At 44.9% G+C, this 17,107-nt stretch carries 12 protein-coding genes and 1 pseudogene; 8 read left to right on the top strand and 5 right to left on the bottom strand.

What is annotated here, in order from left to right:
• Positions 1-160 precede the first annotated feature (160 nt).
• Positions 161-880 carry an SIMPL domain-containing protein gene (locus A8140_RS02355; protein ID WP_005430456.1) on the bottom strand — a complete coding sequence of 240 codons (720 nt, stop codon included), beginning with the start codon at positions 878-880 and terminating at the stop codon, positions 161-163.
• A 163-nt stretch (positions 881-1,043) separates the two neighbouring features.
• Between A8140_RS02355 and A8140_RS02350 the strand changes: the two genes are divergently transcribed.
• The 6 genes and pseudogenes from A8140_RS02350 to A8140_RS02325 all read left to right on the top strand — a co-directional run bounded on the left by A8140_RS02350 (position 1,044) and on the right by A8140_RS02325 (position 8,379).
• Positions 1,044-1,310, top strand: a complete 267-nt coding sequence (locus A8140_RS02350) for a hypothetical protein (RefSeq protein ID WP_005528797.1) — start codon at positions 1,044-1,046, stop codon at positions 1,308-1,310.
• A gap of 141 nt (positions 1,311-1,451) precedes the next feature.
• The gene (locus A8140_RS02345; RefSeq protein ID WP_005528799.1) at positions 1,452-3,215 is read left to right on the top strand and encodes a lysophospholipid acyltransferase family protein; all 1,764 of its coding nucleotides are present in this window, start codon (positions 1,452-1,454) and stop codon (positions 3,213-3,215) included.
• 591 nt (positions 3,216-3,806) lie between these two features.
• Positions 3,807-5,759: a PTS mannitol transporter subunit IICBA gene (locus A8140_RS02340; protein WP_005528801.1), complete on the top strand. Its 1,953-nt coding sequence runs from the start codon at positions 3,807-3,809 to the stop codon at positions 5,757-5,759.
• A 113-nt stretch (positions 5,760-5,872) separates the two neighbouring features.
• Positions 5,873-7,021, top strand: coding sequence for a mannitol-1-phosphate 5-dehydrogenase (locus A8140_RS02335; RefSeq protein ID WP_005528803.1), 1,149 nt, complete (start codon positions 5,873-5,875; stop codon positions 7,019-7,021).
• A gap of 87 nt (positions 7,022-7,108) precedes the next feature.
• Positions 7,109-7,639, top strand: coding sequence for an MltR family transcriptional regulator (locus tag A8140_RS02330; protein WP_005528805.1), 531 nt, complete (start codon positions 7,109-7,111; stop codon positions 7,637-7,639).
• Between the two features lie 159 nt (positions 7,640-7,798).
• Positions 7,799-8,379, top strand: a pseudogene (locus tag A8140_RS02325) (HAD family hydrolase).
• A gap of 20 nt (positions 8,380-8,399) precedes the next feature.
• Here A8140_RS02325 and A8140_RS02320 read toward each other — a convergent pair.
• From A8140_RS02320 to A8140_RS02310, 3 genes are all read right to left on the bottom strand, one after another.
• Positions 8,400-9,515, bottom strand: coding sequence for a DUF481 domain-containing protein (locus A8140_RS02320; protein WP_005528807.1), 1,116 nt, complete (start codon positions 9,513-9,515; stop codon positions 8,400-8,402).
• 221 nt (positions 9,516-9,736) lie between these two features.
• Positions 9,737-11,569: a glutamine--fructose-6-phosphate transaminase (isomerizing) gene (gene glmS, locus A8140_RS02315; RefSeq protein ID WP_005528636.1), complete on the bottom strand. Its 1,833-nt coding sequence runs from the start codon at positions 11,567-11,569 to the stop codon at positions 9,737-9,739.
• 115 nt (positions 11,570-11,684) lie between these two features.
• Complete coding sequence (locus A8140_RS02310) at positions 11,685-12,446, bottom strand: DeoR/GlpR family DNA-binding transcription regulator (RefSeq protein WP_005430429.1); 762 nt, start codon at positions 12,444-12,446, stop codon at positions 11,685-11,687.
• 433 nt (positions 12,447-12,879) lie between these two features.
• Between A8140_RS02310 and pykF the strand changes: the two genes are divergently transcribed.
• Both pykF and A8140_RS02300 read left to right on the top strand, forming a co-directional pair.
• On the top strand, positions 12,880-14,292 hold the full coding sequence (pykF, locus tag A8140_RS02305; RefSeq protein ID WP_005528633.1) for a pyruvate kinase PykF: 1,413 nt from the start codon (positions 12,880-12,882) through the stop codon (positions 14,290-14,292).
• A 151-nt stretch (positions 14,293-14,443) separates the two neighbouring features.
• On the top strand, positions 14,444-15,121 hold the full coding sequence (locus tag A8140_RS02300) for a GntR family transcriptional regulator (RefSeq protein ID WP_080619496.1): 678 nt from the start codon (positions 14,444-14,446) through the stop codon (positions 15,119-15,121).
• A 98-nt stretch (positions 15,122-15,219) separates the two neighbouring features.
• Here the strand turns inward: A8140_RS02300 and A8140_RS02295 are convergent, their stop codons facing one another.
• Positions 15,220-17,100, bottom strand: a complete 1,881-nt coding sequence (locus tag A8140_RS02295) for a sensor domain-containing diguanylate cyclase (protein ID WP_005528628.1) — start codon at positions 17,098-17,100, stop codon at positions 15,220-15,222.
• Positions 17,101-17,107: the final 7 nt, after the last annotated feature.

Raw genomic sequence — 17,107 nt, 5'->3', positions numbered from 1 at the left:
TTTATCAACTTCAGCGCCAAACAAATAAGAACTTAGTTTTATAAAAGATCACTTACACAAATCAGAAAAAGAGCGGCAATTAAAATGCAACTAATTGAACATTAAAAAGCCAGTCAAATGACTGGCTTCTACTGTTACTCAGGGTTAGCAAGAAATAGAGTTAATCTGACAAGTAATACTGAACGGTTGAGACAACGCGTACTTTTTTAATATACGGCGTGTTGCTATCGCGATCGAAAATGGAGAACTGTCCCTGTGTCGCACGCTTGATTTTACCGAGTGAGCTTTGTGAATCTTTGGCGAACTTCTCTGCCACTTCTCGAGCGTTCTTGGTCGCTTCCTCAATCATATCTGGCTTGATGTCATTAAGCTTAGTAAAGCTGTATTCAACACGGTTTGAATATGGGTCTTGGTTAAGTAAAACTCCCTGCTTGCCGAGTTCACCTATCTCATTGATGGCTGCTCTCACAACATCAATATTCTGGCTATAAACCGTCACAGTGCGGTTTGCTAAATAGCGATACTCAATGTCTTGTTCGTTTCCATACTGCTGCGCCTTACGGTCTGTTACAGCAGGTGAAGACAACGAAAAGTTGGACTCATCCAACCCCTTTGATGCGAGAAAGTCGAGCACTAGTTTGGTCTGCTGATCAATCTCATCAAACATCGTCGGCATATCATTACTCGCGACAGTAAACTGAATTGGCCAAATTACCGTGTCCGCTGGGTACTCCCGCTCAGATAACCCCTTTACCGTAACGACCCGTTCATAAGCTTTATATTTGACGGCGGTCTGTTGAATAAAAAAACCCAACACACCCAACCCAATAATCAAGCTCAAACCGAGCCACACTGACGACTTATTGGAAATTCGCTCCATTCACCCTCCTAATTTCACTAAATTGATCAATTTTTTATTTCGATAAGATAGTTCACTTATGGTAATAAAATAGCGACCGGAAGCTAAATTTGTGTCATTTCGCTCGAAATAATGATCACAACAATATAAAATCGAACAGTGTTTTATTAAGAAGCTAATACTCATGTTGAAAACAAAGTTGATGATAATGCTCGGTGGCTTGATTGTATCTTCCTCTTGCTTTGCAAGTAGTGAGAGCCTGATTGAAGATGCAATGTCAGAAGAGTCTCAAGAGCTCGCATGCAGCGAAGAACATTGCGAAGGCAAAGGCTTTGATGGACGCTTGCTACTTGAAAACGAGCCAACCAAGCAGGTATTGAGCTCGATAGAATCAATCAGTAAGACTCTCAACGCCATGAGCATCCTGATGTTTGCTGGTGATAAAACTTAAATAGTCCCTCACACTCATTCATTTCAGAGTCTTTGGTCAATAAAGCTTCATTGGTTTGTCACCAAAGGCTCATGTTTTTGCCTCTGAACTGTCATCTGTAATTTCTACTATCCAATCAGCAACTTGTACGCTGAGGTAAATATGGATAGTTCGACCCCTTTTCGTCTCCCACGTAAAACGCCGTTTGGCATTGGTGAAAACGTTGCTGAATGGGCAACCGGTTTAAACCAGCTCGATAAGTTCTACGCCCAACGCCCCTTTAATGCCGATACAAAAACTTTTCTCCGCTTCACGCTGGATATCTTAGGCATCGACTATCGCATTACTCATGGTTCACTCGACTCAGTACCTAAACAAGGTGCTACCGTTATAGTGGCGAACCACCCGCTTGGTTGTGTGGAAGGCGTGATCTTGGCTGAGCTGCTGTTGATGGTCAGAGACGATATCCAAATCCTAGCCAATCAATACCTTAAAACCGTGCCGGAGTTAGATCAGCTCTTTATTGGTGTCGATGTATTTGAAGGTAAAGACGCGGTCAAGTCCAATATGAAAGCCCTCAGGGCTGCCAATAAACATCTGGCAAGTGGCGGCTTATTGCTTGTCTTTCCTGCCGGTGAGGTGTCCCAGTTAGTCGATGCCAAACAGCAGCGTTTGCAAGATAAGGATTGGAGTCGAAGCGTAAGTAGCCTGATCCGCAAAAACAAAGCAACGACAGTTCCGGTATTTATCAGTGGTCAGAATTCGAAACGCTTCTACATGGCAGGGAAAATCCATCCACTTTTGCGTACCCTACTGCTCGGGCGAGAACTGCTGAACAAACATGCGCAAACCATCAACTTATCTTTTGGCCAAGCGATTAAATTCAAAGAGCTCAACACACTTAGTGATGATCAAGTAGTGAACTATTTGCGGCTCAACACATACTTACTCAATCGTGAACCCCATTCAGTGAAGCCTTCTTCTTCATCAGAACAACTCTCTCCAGTAGCAGCAGGGTTACCCGTAGGCGAATTGCTTGAAGAGCTGAACAACTTACCAGAAGAGTCCAAGCTGCTAACAAGTGGTGAGTTCGATGTCTACTGCACGGAGTCGCAGAATATCCCTTCCCTACTGCATGAAATTGGTCGTCTCCGTGAGCTCAATTTTCGACAGGTTGGCGAAGGTACGGGACTAGCAATAGACATTGACCATTTTGATCATGATTACCTACATCTGTTCGTGTGGGACAGAGAAAACCAGTGTTTGGTGGGCGCGTATCGTTTAGGTCTGGTTGACCAACTGATTGAAAAGCGCGGCGTAGCAGGTCTGTATTCACGAACGTTGTTTAACTATGACCAATGCTTTATCGACCAAATGGGTAAATCCATTGAGATGGGACGCTCAGTGATTGCGCAGCAATATCAAAAGAGTATGAGCGCGCTACTGCTGCTGTGGAAAGGCATCGCAACCTTTGTGCATCAAAACCCAGATTACACTCACCTATTTGGTCCGGTAAGCATTAGCAACGACTACAGCGATACTGCACGCCAACTGCTAGCTCAATCAATGACACTGCACCACTACGATAACAACTGCGCAGAGTACGTCACGCCTTCTAATCCACTTCCTGACCACCAACGTGACTGGAACACCAGCATGCTCACCGCATTAGGGGACTTACAGCTATTATCACGCGTCATTGCCAGAATCGATGAAGGAAAAGGTGTGCCAGTTTTATTGCGTCAGTATTTAAGCCTCAATGGCAAACTGGTGTGCTTTAATGTCGATCCTGCGTTCAATAATGCTCTAGATGGGTTAATCATGGTTGATTTGCGCGATGTTCAAGAAAAGACGTTGGCGAGGTATATGGGACGCGAGCAAACTCATGAGTACCTCACCTATCATGCACATAGCAACCATAAGTAAGAGCAGTCAGTAAGAAGAGAGTTGTGAACCAACAAAAAGTCAAATAGCGACTCTCTTTTATTTTTCTATCAATGAGATAAGGACACTTCGTGAAGTACGCCGAAAAGATTTTTATAAATACATTCTATCGAAGAGTCGCAATGACATTGATCACACCCGTCCCGTCACAAACTTTCACAAAACACCAAAGTCGATCCATATCACATTTCACTTCCAGACTAAATCAGAATAAAATGTGATATTGATCGTTACTGGTATTTAATTTGAATTTCAAAAGAAATCAAAGGTGATCAAAGTCACAAAGTATTTTGATTTTAAATTTGTCAGAAGATCGAATTGATCACTAAGATTTTTATTGACAGATTTGAAATTAACTTTTTGTTATTAAGTTACAAGTCAATAAGTTGAAGTTAGTCACTTAAAAACCGTTTCTCAGCCTAAGAAATGCGGGGGTTGATCACGAAAAACCCGTTGTCAGTTCCAATTGGAAAATGTGTGGTAAATTGATTGGGTACTAAGCAATCAAACAAACGGTTTTGGCGAACCGTTTACTACAACAAAATTCATCAGAACATCGAACGGGGAATTGTTATGATATCACCAGATGCCAAGATCAAGATACAAAATTTTGGTCGTTTTCTGTCAAACATGGTAATGCCAAACATCGGCGCGTTTATCGCGTGGGGCTTTATCACTGCTCTATTTATCCCAACTGGATGGCTGCCAAACGAGACCTTGGCATCTATGGTTGGCCCTATGATTACCTACTTGCTGCCACTGCTTATCGGTTACACCGGTGGTAAATTGGTTGGTGGCGATCGCGGTGCGGTAGTCGGTGCAATCACAACAATGGGCGTGATTGTCGGTACCGACATCCCAATGTTTATGGGCGCAATGATGGTCGGCCCGATGGGCGGCTGGGCTATCAAGAAATTCGATAACTACATCGACGGTAAAGTGAAAAGCGGTTTCGAGATGTTGGTCAACAACTTCTCTGCAGGCATCATCGGTATGCTGTGTGCGATCCTTGCTTTCCTGTTTATCGGTCCATTCGTAAAAATTCTTTCTGGTGGCTTGGCAGCAGGCGTTAACTTCCTAGTTTCTGCTCACCTTCTACCACTGACTTCAATCTTCGTTGAACCTGCGAAGATCCTGTTCCTAAACAACGCGATCAACCACGGTATCTTCTCTCCACTAGGTATCCAACAAGCGTCTGAGACAGGTCAATCGATCTTCTTCCTAATCGAAGCAAACCCAGGTCCTGGTCTGGGTATCCTGCTAGCTTACATGGTGTTTGGTAAAGGTACGGCTCGTCAAACTGCAGGTGGTGCATCAATCATCCACTTCTTCGGCGGTATCCACGAGATTTACTTCCCATATATCCTAATGAACCCTCGCCTAATCCTTGCGGCTATCGCAGGTGGTATGACTGGCGTATTCGTTCTCACTATCTTTAACGCAGGTATCGTTTCTCCAGCATCACCAGGTTCAATCTTTGCAATCTTATTGATGACTCAGAAAGGTTCAATCGTTGGTGTACTAGCCTCTATCGCTGCAGCAACAGGCGTGTCATTCGCCGTAGCAGCACTGCTAATGAAGACACAAGCGTCAACGGAAGAAGACGGTGATGAGGCTGCACTAGAAAAAGCAACATCACAAATGAAAGACATGAAATCTGCATCTAAAAACGATGCGGTGGTAAACAACCAAAGCAAAGGTGACGTAGACCTAGCGACAGTACAAAGCATCATTGTCGCTTGTGATGCGGGCATGGGCTCAAGCGCCATGGGTGCGAGCATGCTACGCAAAAAGGTTCAAGGCGCAGGCCTGAACATCCACGTAACCAACCTTGCTATTAACAGCTTACCAGAGAGTGCAGATATCGTGATTACTCATAAAGACTTAACGGATCGTGCACGTAAGCATGCTCCAAACGCACACCACATTTCATTGACTAACTTCCTAGACAGCGAAATGTACAATCAGCTAGTCACCAAACTACTAGCAGCACAAAACCAATCCGCAGCCAATGACGACCAAATGGTAAAAGTTTACGTCATGGCGGCGAACGACGACAGCTTTGAACCACAACAACCATCGGTATTCCAAATCCAGCGTGAGAACATTCATCTAGGTTTGAAAGCAGCCAACAAAGAAGAAGCCATTCGCTTTGCAGGCAACAAATTGGTTGAACTTGGCTACGCAGAACCAGAATACGTAGACGCCATGTTTGAGCGTGAAGCGTTGGTTCCAACTTACCTAGGCGAATCTATCGCAGTACCTCACGGTACGGTAGAAGCGAAAGACCGCGTGAAGAAAACCGGCATTGTAATCTGCCAATACCCATCGGGTATCCAATTTACTGAAGACGACGATGATGTAGCGAAACTGGTTATTGGCATTGCCGCTAAGAACGATGAGCACATCCAGGTGATTACCACCATTACAAACGCGCTCGATGAGCCGGAGGCAATTGAGAAGCTAACTAGCACCAACGATGTGGAAGAGATTCTTAACATCTTTGGCGGCCAGCAAGCGGCTTAATCACTCCTTTTATTTGCTCCTGAGCAAACTGAGGTCAGCTGTCACCCCCTATGCGGTTGGCCTCACCCTAGATTCGTTTTAGTCAATATTTCAGACATTGGTAGGTAAGCATTATGAAAAACGCAGTTCATTTTGGCGCAGGTAATATTGGTCGTGGCTTCATCGGTAAACTCTTAGCAGATGCAGAAGTCGAGGTGACATTCGCGGACGTTGACGCTCCACTCGTCGACCAACTAAGTCACAAGCAAGAATACAAAGTAAAAGTGGTGGGTACTGAGTGCCAAATCGACACAGTAACTCACGTCACCGCGGTTAACTCAGCCAGTGAAGATGTCATCGACCGCATTGTAAAAACCGACTTGGTAACAACAGCGGTGGGCCCTAACGTACTGGACATCATTGCAAAAACCATCGCTACCGGCATTGCTAAACGCTTTGCAGCAGGTAACGATAAACCATTAAACATCATCGCGTGTGAAAATATGGTTCGTGGCACGACGCACCTAAAAGGTGAGGTGTATAAACACTTAGATGAATCATTGCATGCAAAAGCAGACGATTTGGTTGGCTTTGTCGATTCAGCGGTAGACCGTATCGTGCCACCAGCAGAAGCGGCGAACGATGACCCACTCGAAGTGACGGTAGAAAGCTTTAGCGAATGGATTGTGGATGAACAGCAATTCAAAGGCGAAATCCCTGACATCGCAGGCATGGAAAGAACCAATAACCTAATGGCGTTTGTCGAGCGTAAGCTGTTCACGCTCAACACTGGCCACTGTGTCACGGCTTATCTAGGTTGCTTAAAAGGCCATCGCACCATTCGTGAAGCGATTGAAGACCCAAGTATTCATGCTGAAGTAAAACAGGCAATGCAAGAGAGTGGTGAGGTGCTGATCAAACGTTACGGCTTTGATCGCGACATGCACAATGCGTACATCGAGAAGATTCTAAGTCGCTTTGCCAACCCGTTCTTAGTCGATGAAGTTGACCGTGTCGGTCGCCAACCAATTCGCAAATTGGGCGCAAACGATAGATTAGTGAAGCCGTTACTCGGTACAATTGAGTATAGCACTGAAAATCAAACACTTTTGAAAGGCATTGCCGCTGCGTTGAAGTACACTAACGACACTGACCCACAAGCCATAGAGCTGCAAAACTCATTAAAAGAAGTGGGCGTGAAGAAAACGCTGGCGGTGTACACAGGTCTTGCAGAAGACAGTGCAGAAGTAGCTCAAATTGAGGCGCTTTACCACCAACTTTGATTTACCTAGGGGAGCTTAGCTCCCCTTCTGTATCTTTTTCCGCTTGAAGAGATTGGGATACCTAATAACTAGAAATGTATTCAGTATATGGCAGATAACATCAACGAAACCGAGATCATTGAGCGATTAAACAGCGCACCTTCGGTACGAGGCTTTTTTATTGCGGCAGTCGGCGTCTTTAACGATTCGATCGATGGGCTAGTACAAAGGATCTTTCGTAAAGATAACTTCGCCGTTCAATCCGTGGTTGGTCCGCTGCTACAAGACTCTGGACCGCTGGGCGATCTATCTGTTCGTTTAAAGTTACTGTTTGGCTTGGGTGTACTTCCTGATGATATTTACCACGACATCGAAGACATCATTAAGCTCAAGAACCAACTCAATAGTGACGCTTGTGATTACGAGTTTACCGACCCAAATATTCTAGACCCAATCAAAAAACTGCATCTGGTAAAGAAAATGGGCATGGTGCAACTGGAAGTCAACGAACCAGATGACGACATCGACCTTGAGTTTTATCAGCTGCAACTGCAACGTCAACAACAAATCATTAAGTCAGGGCTCTCACTTGCGATTGTCGAGATATGTAATGAACTAGGTAAAGAGAGCCCATTCTAACGCCACATTGTATACCCAAGCTCCCTTCAAAAGGATTCGAGGTTGCTTAGGTATAACAAGCAGTAATGTCAGCCGCTCTGACCAAAAACGTAGGAGCCCTACCCAATGTTAAAAGCGGTACTTTTTAATATGGATGGACCGATTTTCGACACCTAATCCATCTACAAACAAAGTTGGCAATACGCCGCCATCGAGCAATGCCTAACCCTCACCGATGATTTCTACTAGCAGTTCATCGGTGTCCAAGACCCTGAATGTGAGAGAATACTCGCCGAGCATTTTCAAGATGCCATCGATATCCCTCGCTATAAAGCCGTGCGAGATGAACACTTCCATAATCTAAGAAATCAAGGCATTGCGCTCAAACCCGGATTCGACGCACTGTTTTATGCCATCAAACAACATGGCTTATTAACCGCGATAGTTACCTCTTCTCACCTTCCAGAGGTAAAACACAATTTCGCGGGCAGCGAGTACCTTGCGCAGTTCGATTTAGTGATTACCGCCGAAGATGTTGAACGCGGCAAACCAAACCCTGATTGCTATCAAATGGCTTATCGCCACTTGGGTGTGGACACCAAGCAGTGCTTAGTATTGGAAGATTCGAACAACGGCATCAAAGCCGCACTCGCCGCTGAGTGCCACGCTGTAATGATTCCGGATCTCTGCCAGAGCTCGAAGACAAAATCATCATTAAAGCGTCTCTTGAGGAAGTGATTCCGCTGCTGAGTCAGCTTTAGCTTTCATCACAACTACCGGACTAGAGTTCGTAGGTCAGACCAAAATGGAACTTATAGTCGTCTTTCTCTGGTACCACACCTTCCGCATCGGCTTTGGTTTCTGACAAGTGATCCCAGACTGCTTTGATGCTCAGTTCCAGATCATCAACAAGATCGATATCAAAACCAAGCTCATTGGTATGACGTGTACCGCCTGCGTCATTGCTTGCCCAATTCAGGTTATAGGTGTGGCTTAGATCGATGTCATCCGTCAGCTCATACTCAAAGTTCGATTCAAAGGTAAGAGTATTACTGGAAACATCACCGGCCTCCCCTTCTTCCACGGTTTTAAAGTCCGTGTACTGATAACCCGGACCGATAGAGACGTCCCATTCCGTTTGAGGGTTGGCAATAATGAAGTAACCCATTTGCAAAGACGCGTTGACTTGGTCATCAATGTTTTGGAACTCGTCGCTGAGCAGCGAGAGCTTAAGTGGTCTGAAGAACAAACGGTTATTGAGATAGATATCATACGAGCCATCAAACGAGCTGTTGTTCGCGGTCGTTTGATCATTGATTTGCGAGTTTTCGTGCTTTGCTTTTAGCTTAGTGCGTGATCCGACAGTGCTTCGCTCTGCCTCAATCTCACCCAATAAAGAGAACTCATCAGTGTTACCTTTACTGATGTCCAAACCCAAAAAGATCTCGGTTGTCCAATGATCGGAGTCGTTCTCCGATCCGCGATAAATCGACACAATCTCAGTAACGGGAAACGAGATTTCCCCCTCATCGTTAGTGAGATACAGCTTATCCTCACGAATCGACAGGTAACCATCGTATACATCACCACTAGAGGTTCGAATGGTAAAGAAGCTTGCCGTTTCTAATACCGCGATGTCTTCGAACTCAATTTCTTGATCGCCAAGATCATCACTATCAAATTCAATTTCCTGATCGAACGAGTTGGTTTCTTCCTTGATCGTGCCAATCAGTTCTCCTTTGATCACTTCACCCGATTTGAGTTGTAACCAGTCATCGCTTTCGTCGATAAATACCGTTTGGCTTTTGCGCTCTTCTGTTTGTGTTTCTTCCTCTGCCATCACTGATGGATGGTAAAACGAGGACGCTATACATAAAGCCAAGAGTTTGATTTTCATAGTGACCTTTTCAGTTCAATGGCAACCACATCCGTTGGGCTTACGATAGTGATGCTCACCGCTCGGCATGTCAGAAAGTAAACAATTGAATGTCAACGTATTGCGCATCATAACCATGTCTACGGACATAAAAAAGCGAAGTCATGTGACTTCGCTTTAGGTTCTCACTACTTACATAGCGCGACATAAACAAGTGTAATCTTAATCACACCTTGCATTGCTTACTCTACGGTTACCGCTTTCGCTAGGTTACGAGGTTGGTCTACGTCCGTACCTTTGATCAATGCTACGTAGTAAGACAGCAGCTGCATTGGGATGGTGTAGTAGATCGCCGCCGTGATTTCACTAACGTGTGGCATAGTGATGATCTTCATGGTCTCATCACCTTCAAAACCTGCGTCAGCATCAGCAAATACGTAAAGCAGGCCACCACGCGCACGTACTTCTTCAACGTTTGATTTCAGTTTTTCTAGAAGATCGTTGCTTGGTGCAACAACAACCACTGGCATATCTGCATCGATCAACGCTAGGGGACCGTGCTTCAGTTCACCCGCCGCGTACGCTTCTGCGTGGATGTAAGAGATCTCTTTCAGCTTTAGAGACGCTTCCATCGCGATAGGGTAGAACTCACCACGACCTAGGAATAGTGTGTGGTGCTTATCGGCAAAATCGGTTGCCAGTGCTTCGATTTCTTTCTCGAAAGACAGCGCTGCGTTGATTTGCTGTGGCAGAGCGTGAAGCGCTTCTACGATCTCTTTTTCTTTCTCTTTGCTAATGCGGTTTTGTTGTTTACCTAGTGCTGTTACTAGCATTAGTAGCGCAGAAAGCTGAGTCGTGAACGCTTTGGTTGATGCTACACCGATTTCTACACCGGCACGGGTCATAAACGCGAAATCAGATTCACGAACCAGAGAAGAACCCGCTACGTTACAGATGGTCATTGCCGCCATGTAACCTTTCTCTTTTGCTAAGCGAAGTGCTGCTAGCGTATCGGCGGTTTCACCAGACTGAGAAAGCGTGATCAATAGGCTGTTTGGACGCGTCACAAACTTGCGGTAACGGAATTCAGAAGCGATTTCTACGTCACAGCTGACACCTGCAATGTCTTCGAACCAGTAACGTGCTGTCATACCTGCGTTGTAAGACGTACCACAAGCTACGATCTGTACGTGCTCTACTTTGCTTAGGATTTCTGCCGCGTTTACACCGATTGCCTCAGTAACAACAGAATCAGGCGTGATACGACCTTCCATAGTGTTGATCAGCGCTGTTGGTTGCTCGTAAATTTCTTTCTGCATGAAGTGACGGTATTGACCTTTATCACCCGCATCGTGTTCAGCGTTTGATTCGATAATTTCACGCTCAACACGCTCACCAGCTGCGTCAAACACAGTCACTTCGCGACGAGTGATCTCTGCAACATCACCTTCTTCTAGATACATAAAGCGACGTGTCACGTTAAGCAGTGCAAGTTGGTCAGAAGCAAGGAAGTTTTCACCCACACCAAAACCAATAACGATTGGGCTACCTGAACGTGCTACTACAATACGTGAAGGATCTTTACGATCTAGCGCTACTGTGCCGTATGCGCCATCCAGTTGTTTTGCTGTCTTCTGTACCGCTTCTAGTAGCGTTTCTGAAGTGCGAAGTTCCCACTCAACCATGTGTGCGATAACTTCAGTATCTGTTTGAGATTCGAAAACGTAACCGCGAGATTGAAGCAGTTCACGTAGCTCTTCGTGGTTTTCGATAATACCGTTGTGTACCACCGCGATGTCACCAGACATGTGTGGGTGCGCGTTTGCTTCTGATGGCTCACCGTGAGTAGCCCAACGAGTGTGTGCGATACCCGTACCACCAACGACTTTCGCTTGGTCTACTGCGTCAGCCAACTCTTGAACCTTACCTAGACGACGAATACGCGTTAGGTTGGTTTCGCCATCAACAATCGCGACACCCGCAGAGTCATAACCGCGGTATTCCAGGCGGCGTAGGCCTTCAACCAAAATTTCTGCAACGTCTCGTTGTGCTACTGCACCTACGATTCCACACATGTGCTTATCTCCGTTTATTGTTTTGTTCTTCCCTGACCATGATTTCAAATAGAGGCAGCAAGCAAAGGCCTTTATCCAGAGGGAAGTGAAATATGAAACTGTTTACTTAATTAGATTAGGCGCAAATGACTTTTACGCCATGTTGTTCAATCTTTGCTCTGTGTTCTGGCTGCAACTCTGCATCAGTAACCAACACGTCAATTTGGTCCCAAGCGAGTTCTAAGTTCGGGATCTTGCGCCCCACTTTCTCAGACTCGATCATGACGATGACTTCACGAGACACCTCCGCCATGACTTTACTTAAGCCAACCAATTCATTAAACGTTGTGGTTCCGCGCTCTAGATCGATACCGTCGGCACCGATAAATAGCTGGTCAAAGTCGTAAGCTCTCAATACAGATTCGGCTACTTTGCCTTGGAAGGATTCTGAGTGCGTATCCCAAGTTCCGCCTGTCATTAACAGGGTTGGTTCGCTCTCTAATTCGTTAAGTGCATTGGCGACATGCAACGAGTTGGTCATAACAACCAAGCCTCGTTTGTCGTTTAATTGCTGAATCAGCGCCGCAGTCGTACTGCCACTGTCGATCACAATTCGGTTATGTTCACGAATCAGTGATGCGGCTGCTTTTGCTAGACTTAACTTTCGACTCGAAACAATTGGACTCAATTCTTCATGGATAACTTCCGTTGGAATAGAGATTGCGCCACCATAACGGCGCAAAAGTTGTCCGTTTTTCTCCAAAGAAGCTAAGTCCTTTCTAATCGTGACCTCTGAGGTTTCAAATTTCTGTGCTAGCTCATCAACGCTAACTTCCCCAAGCTCATTTACTAGGTTAGAAATGGCGTGTCTTCTTAGTTGAGTGTTTCGTTTCGACATTTATGCTTTGATTTTAAGTTTCGGTTTGAAATTTATTATAGTCAAAACGAAACTTTTAAGTCCATTTATTTCGATCCAAAAAATTAATATTTCTCGATAAAACCTTGTCCTAAGACAATTCTTAAACAGTGATATTGGATTCATTCGGTGGTAGAATTCGCCACCGAAAAGAAAAAAAATTACAGAATTGACGGTTATTTTTTTGCAACTTTCTGCATATAAAGTGGGATTAGTCACAAAAAGGTAACCATAATCGCCGATATTTTAGTCATAAAATGACTAAACTTGGTGAAAGACTTACAGAATCTGAAGTTCCAATAATGTGGCGGAAAATCGGTGGGTGGCAGGCACTAAATGTCACCAAAAACGCCCCTACTTCAGACTAAACAACCGACTTTCAAATTGTAACTATACTTACCGGAGAGTATCTTCCATGAAAAAGACCAAAATCGTTTGTACGATTGGCCCTAAAACTGAATCTGTAGAGAAGCTAACTGAACTAGTAAACGCAGGCATGAACGTAATGCGTCTTAACTTCTCTCACGGTGACTACGCAGAGCACGGCACTCGTATCGCGAACTTCCGCCAAGTAATGGAAGCTACAGGCAAGCAACTTGCAATCCTTCTAGACACTAAAGGTCCAGAAATCCGCACAATCAAACTAGAAGACGGCAATGACGTTGATCTAGTAGCTGGTCAAGAATTCACTTTCACAACTGACATCTCAGTTGTAGGTAACAAAGACAAAGTTGCAGTAACGTACGCTGGTTTTGCTAACGACCTAAACGTTGGTAACACTATCCTAGTAGACGACGGTCTAATCGAAATGGAAGTGCTTGCAACTTCTGAAACTGAAGTTAAGTGTAAAGTTCTTAACAACGGTGCTTTAGGCGAAAACAAAGGTGTTAACCTTCCTGGCGTTTCTGTAAACCTACCTGCACTATCTGAAAAAGATAAGAACGACCTTAAATTCGGTTGTGAGCAAGGCGTTGACTTCGTAGCTGCTTCTTTCATCCGTAAAGCTTCTGACGTTCAAGAAATCCGTGAAGTACTTGCTGCAAACGGCGGCGAGAACATCCACATCATCTCTAAGATCGAAAACCAAGAAGGTGTTGATAACTTCGACGAGATCCTAGAGCTTTCTGACGGCATCATGGTTGCTCGTGGTGACCTAGGTGTTGAAATCCCAGCAGAAGAAGTAATCTTCGCTCAGAAAATGATGATCGAGAAGTGTAACCGTGCACGTAAGATGGTTATCACTGCAACTCAAATGCTTGATTCTATGATCAACAACCCACGTCCTACTCGTGCGGAAGCAGGCGACGTTGCTAACGCTGTAATGGACGGTACTGACGCAGTAATGCTTTCTGGTGAAACAGCTAAAGGTAAGTACCCAGTTGAAGCGGTAACTATCATGGCTCAAATCGCGAACCGTACTGATTCAGCTCTAAAAGCTGAGCTAGGTTCTCGTCTAGACAGCCCACGTCTACGCATCACTGAAGCAGTATGTAAAGGCGCAGTAGATACAGCTGAGAAACTAGCTGCTCCACTTATCGTTGTTGCAACTGAAGGCGGTAAATCTGCACGTTCAGTACGTAAGTACTTCCCAACTGCAAACATCCTAGCACTAACTACTAACACTAAGACTGCTGCACAGCTAGTTCTAACTAAAGGTGTTACTCCAGTAGTTGTTGATTCAATCGACAGCACTGACGCATTCTACGTAGCAGGTAAAGAACTTGCTCTAGAATCTGGCCTTGGTAACAAAGGCGACATCGTTGTTATGGTTTCTGGTGCTCTAGTAGCTTCAGGTACAACGAACACAGCTTCTGTACACGTTCTATAAGACTGAAGAATTCAATCATCAGTTCAATAAAAAAGAGGGCTTCAGCCCTCTTTTTTTATATATTTAATCTTGCCCTCATAATCAGTACGCTGTATTATCAATCACAACCGAACCACGTACCGTTTAGTTGTCGTCACGATAATAAAATTTCATGAGGTTGCTTGTGTCTAGTCCTACCCTTACCGACAAAGTTTCGAAAATGATCTGTCAGGACATCCTGACGGGTGAATTAAAACCAGGTCAAAAGCTTGTGGTTGCTGAGCTGAAACAGAAATACAACGTTGGTGCATCACCTATCCGCGAAGCACTTGTGCAACTGTCCTGGAGCAAGTATGTCAAACTTGAACCACAAAAAGGCTGTTGGGTTGCACCTGTATGCAAAAAAGAATTGAACGACCTATACGAAAGCCTTCGTGTGGTCTCTTCTGTACTGCTTAAGAAAGCAATTTTAGCGGGGGATGAAAGCTGGGAGCTGGACGTGCTGACTTCATACCACAAGCTATCACGCCTGAACTTTGATGAGACATTCTGCTGGAAAGAGTGGGAAGAGCGTCATTATCAATTCCACGTTTCTCTACTCGAAGGTGCCGATTCAAAGAACATGTTTGAGTTCTTTAGCGATCTGATTAACCAAATCAAACGCTACCGCTATTTTGCAATGCAAGCGGTAAGCTCAGAGAAAGATGCCCTATTCAATATCGATGAGCATGAGATGATCATGAAGTTGGTGCTTGCAAAGAACAGCGAAGAAGCCATGGATCTTTTAGATAAGCACTTACTAAGCTCAATGCAACGCATTGAAACGGTACTAGAGCTAGAGCCTGCTTAATTATATCGCCCAATAGATAGTAAAAAATCGGGGCTATCCCGATTTTTTTGTTTTGGAGAAACGCCTTCAGTGATGAACGTTTCCCACGGCTTACTTAGCTAAGCAATGTCATCGAAACAGTGACAAATAGACACTCGGTTACGCCCTGCACTTTTTGATTCGTACAGGGCAATATCTGCGCACTTATAGCTACGAGTGCGATCGGCAGTTAAATCACTATAACCAACACTTACCGTCACTGAGCCATCACCACTCAACTCGACAGCCACTCTCAAGCGATTTAATACCACTTCCGCTTCTTGTATCGTCGTGTGCGGCATGAGCACTGCAAACTCTTCACCACCAACTCGAGCAACGAAGTCAGTATTCCTTACTCCGCTAAGTAATGTTTCCGCCACGCTGCAGATGACTCGGTCTCCTTCATCATGGCCCATCTCATCGTTGATACGCTTAAAATGGTCAATATCAAACAGCGCTAAACAAGTGGTTGGCGTATTCGGATAACGCTCTAGCATATTGGCATGCTGAGCCAACTGATCTTCAAACTTGCGTCGGTTCCAAAGATTGGTTAATCCGTCACGTTCACTTAAGTTACGCAACTTTTCTTCCAGTTCTTTACGCTCTGAGATATCCACTAACGAGGTTATGTAATAACTGACTTTACCCGACTTCACCATAATGGCCTGAATACGCATAATGGCCGTAAACACATGATTAAGCTTAGTGCGGCAACGCACTTCCCCTTCCCATACTTGCTCCACGCCCAGTTTGTTCCAAATCGCGAGAATGTTTTCTAGGTCTTCAGGAATAAAAATTAGATTATGGGCATTCCAACCTCGTAATCGAGAAGACGAATAACCCATCATGTCTTCAAACTCCTGGTTCACCATCATAATGCGGTGTGAAGTATCTGAAATAACGACGGCAGTCATCCCATCTAGCGCAGCTCTCGCTAATTTAGACTCGATACTATGGCGACGGTAATGCAGTGCAAGAGAGGTAACCGGAAGTGCAAACACCAGCATTAAGCTGAGCACAAAAAACGCTTCTTGGACTAAGTCATCAATATCACGGTCCGCTCTCTCGAGCAGTTGTTCTTGCGAAAGATCGATAATTAAGTGGAGAGGCTCACCTGGTACGAAGGCAATCGTATTGAATACAGTCAGGTTTTTACCGTTGTACTCATAGCCCATCTTCTCTGAGCCCATGTTTTGCCAAACATCGGGTTGCAATAAGCCAAAATTAAATCGAGAGCGATCTGGGATACTATCGCCATAAAGTTTTCCAGAGTATGGGCTTGCAACGTAGTAACCCGCTTGATTGAGCAACTCAATATTGAAGTCTCTGACCGGTGAGTAGTTCAAGCGAGACGATAGGTATTGCACATCGATATTCAGCACCAGGTAACCTTCACGTACACCATCCATTGCGACCGGCATCATAATGCGAACCGATGGTCTGTAAGGATATACAAGCGCGCCATTTTCTTGCTCTAGATCGATCCCCCAAGAGCCAATCTGATCATTTTCCAGATTCTGCGCATATTGGAAATATTCTCGGTCTGATTTGTCTTGTAGCGTGCGGGCTGCGGCGGCCGTTCCAGTTTTGAAATCGTAATTAATCCGTACATTCTCTCGACCTTCGAGGTTGAGAAAACGGATTTGCCGGTACCATTTTTGGTTTACGGCAACCGAACTCCACACCTCTTCTAAGATGGCGAGATTCTTTGGATTTGGATGACGTAAGTAGTCGTAAAGGCTTTGACTGTGACCGAGAAGATCACTAATGGAGGAGATCTGATCTTGAACGTTGTTATATTCGCGCTCAGAGTAAGCTAACTGGTGAAGGGCCTCTTTCGCGGTATTCTTGACGTTACTCGCTAGCAGAGTTTGATATTTCTGGTAGTAGTAGATTGAGATGAGCGCGCTAAAAAATAGCGTCGTCGCCAGCAAGGCGCTGACTAACTTCCTGACTTTCACGCGTTCT

The organism is Vibrio campbellii CAIM 519 = NBRC 15631 = ATCC 25920 (assembly GCF_002163755.1).
Taxonomy (GTDB): domain Bacteria; phylum Pseudomonadota; class Gammaproteobacteria; order Enterobacterales; family Vibrionaceae; genus Vibrio; species Vibrio campbellii.
This window is presented reverse-complemented; position numbering and strand designations above follow the sequence as displayed.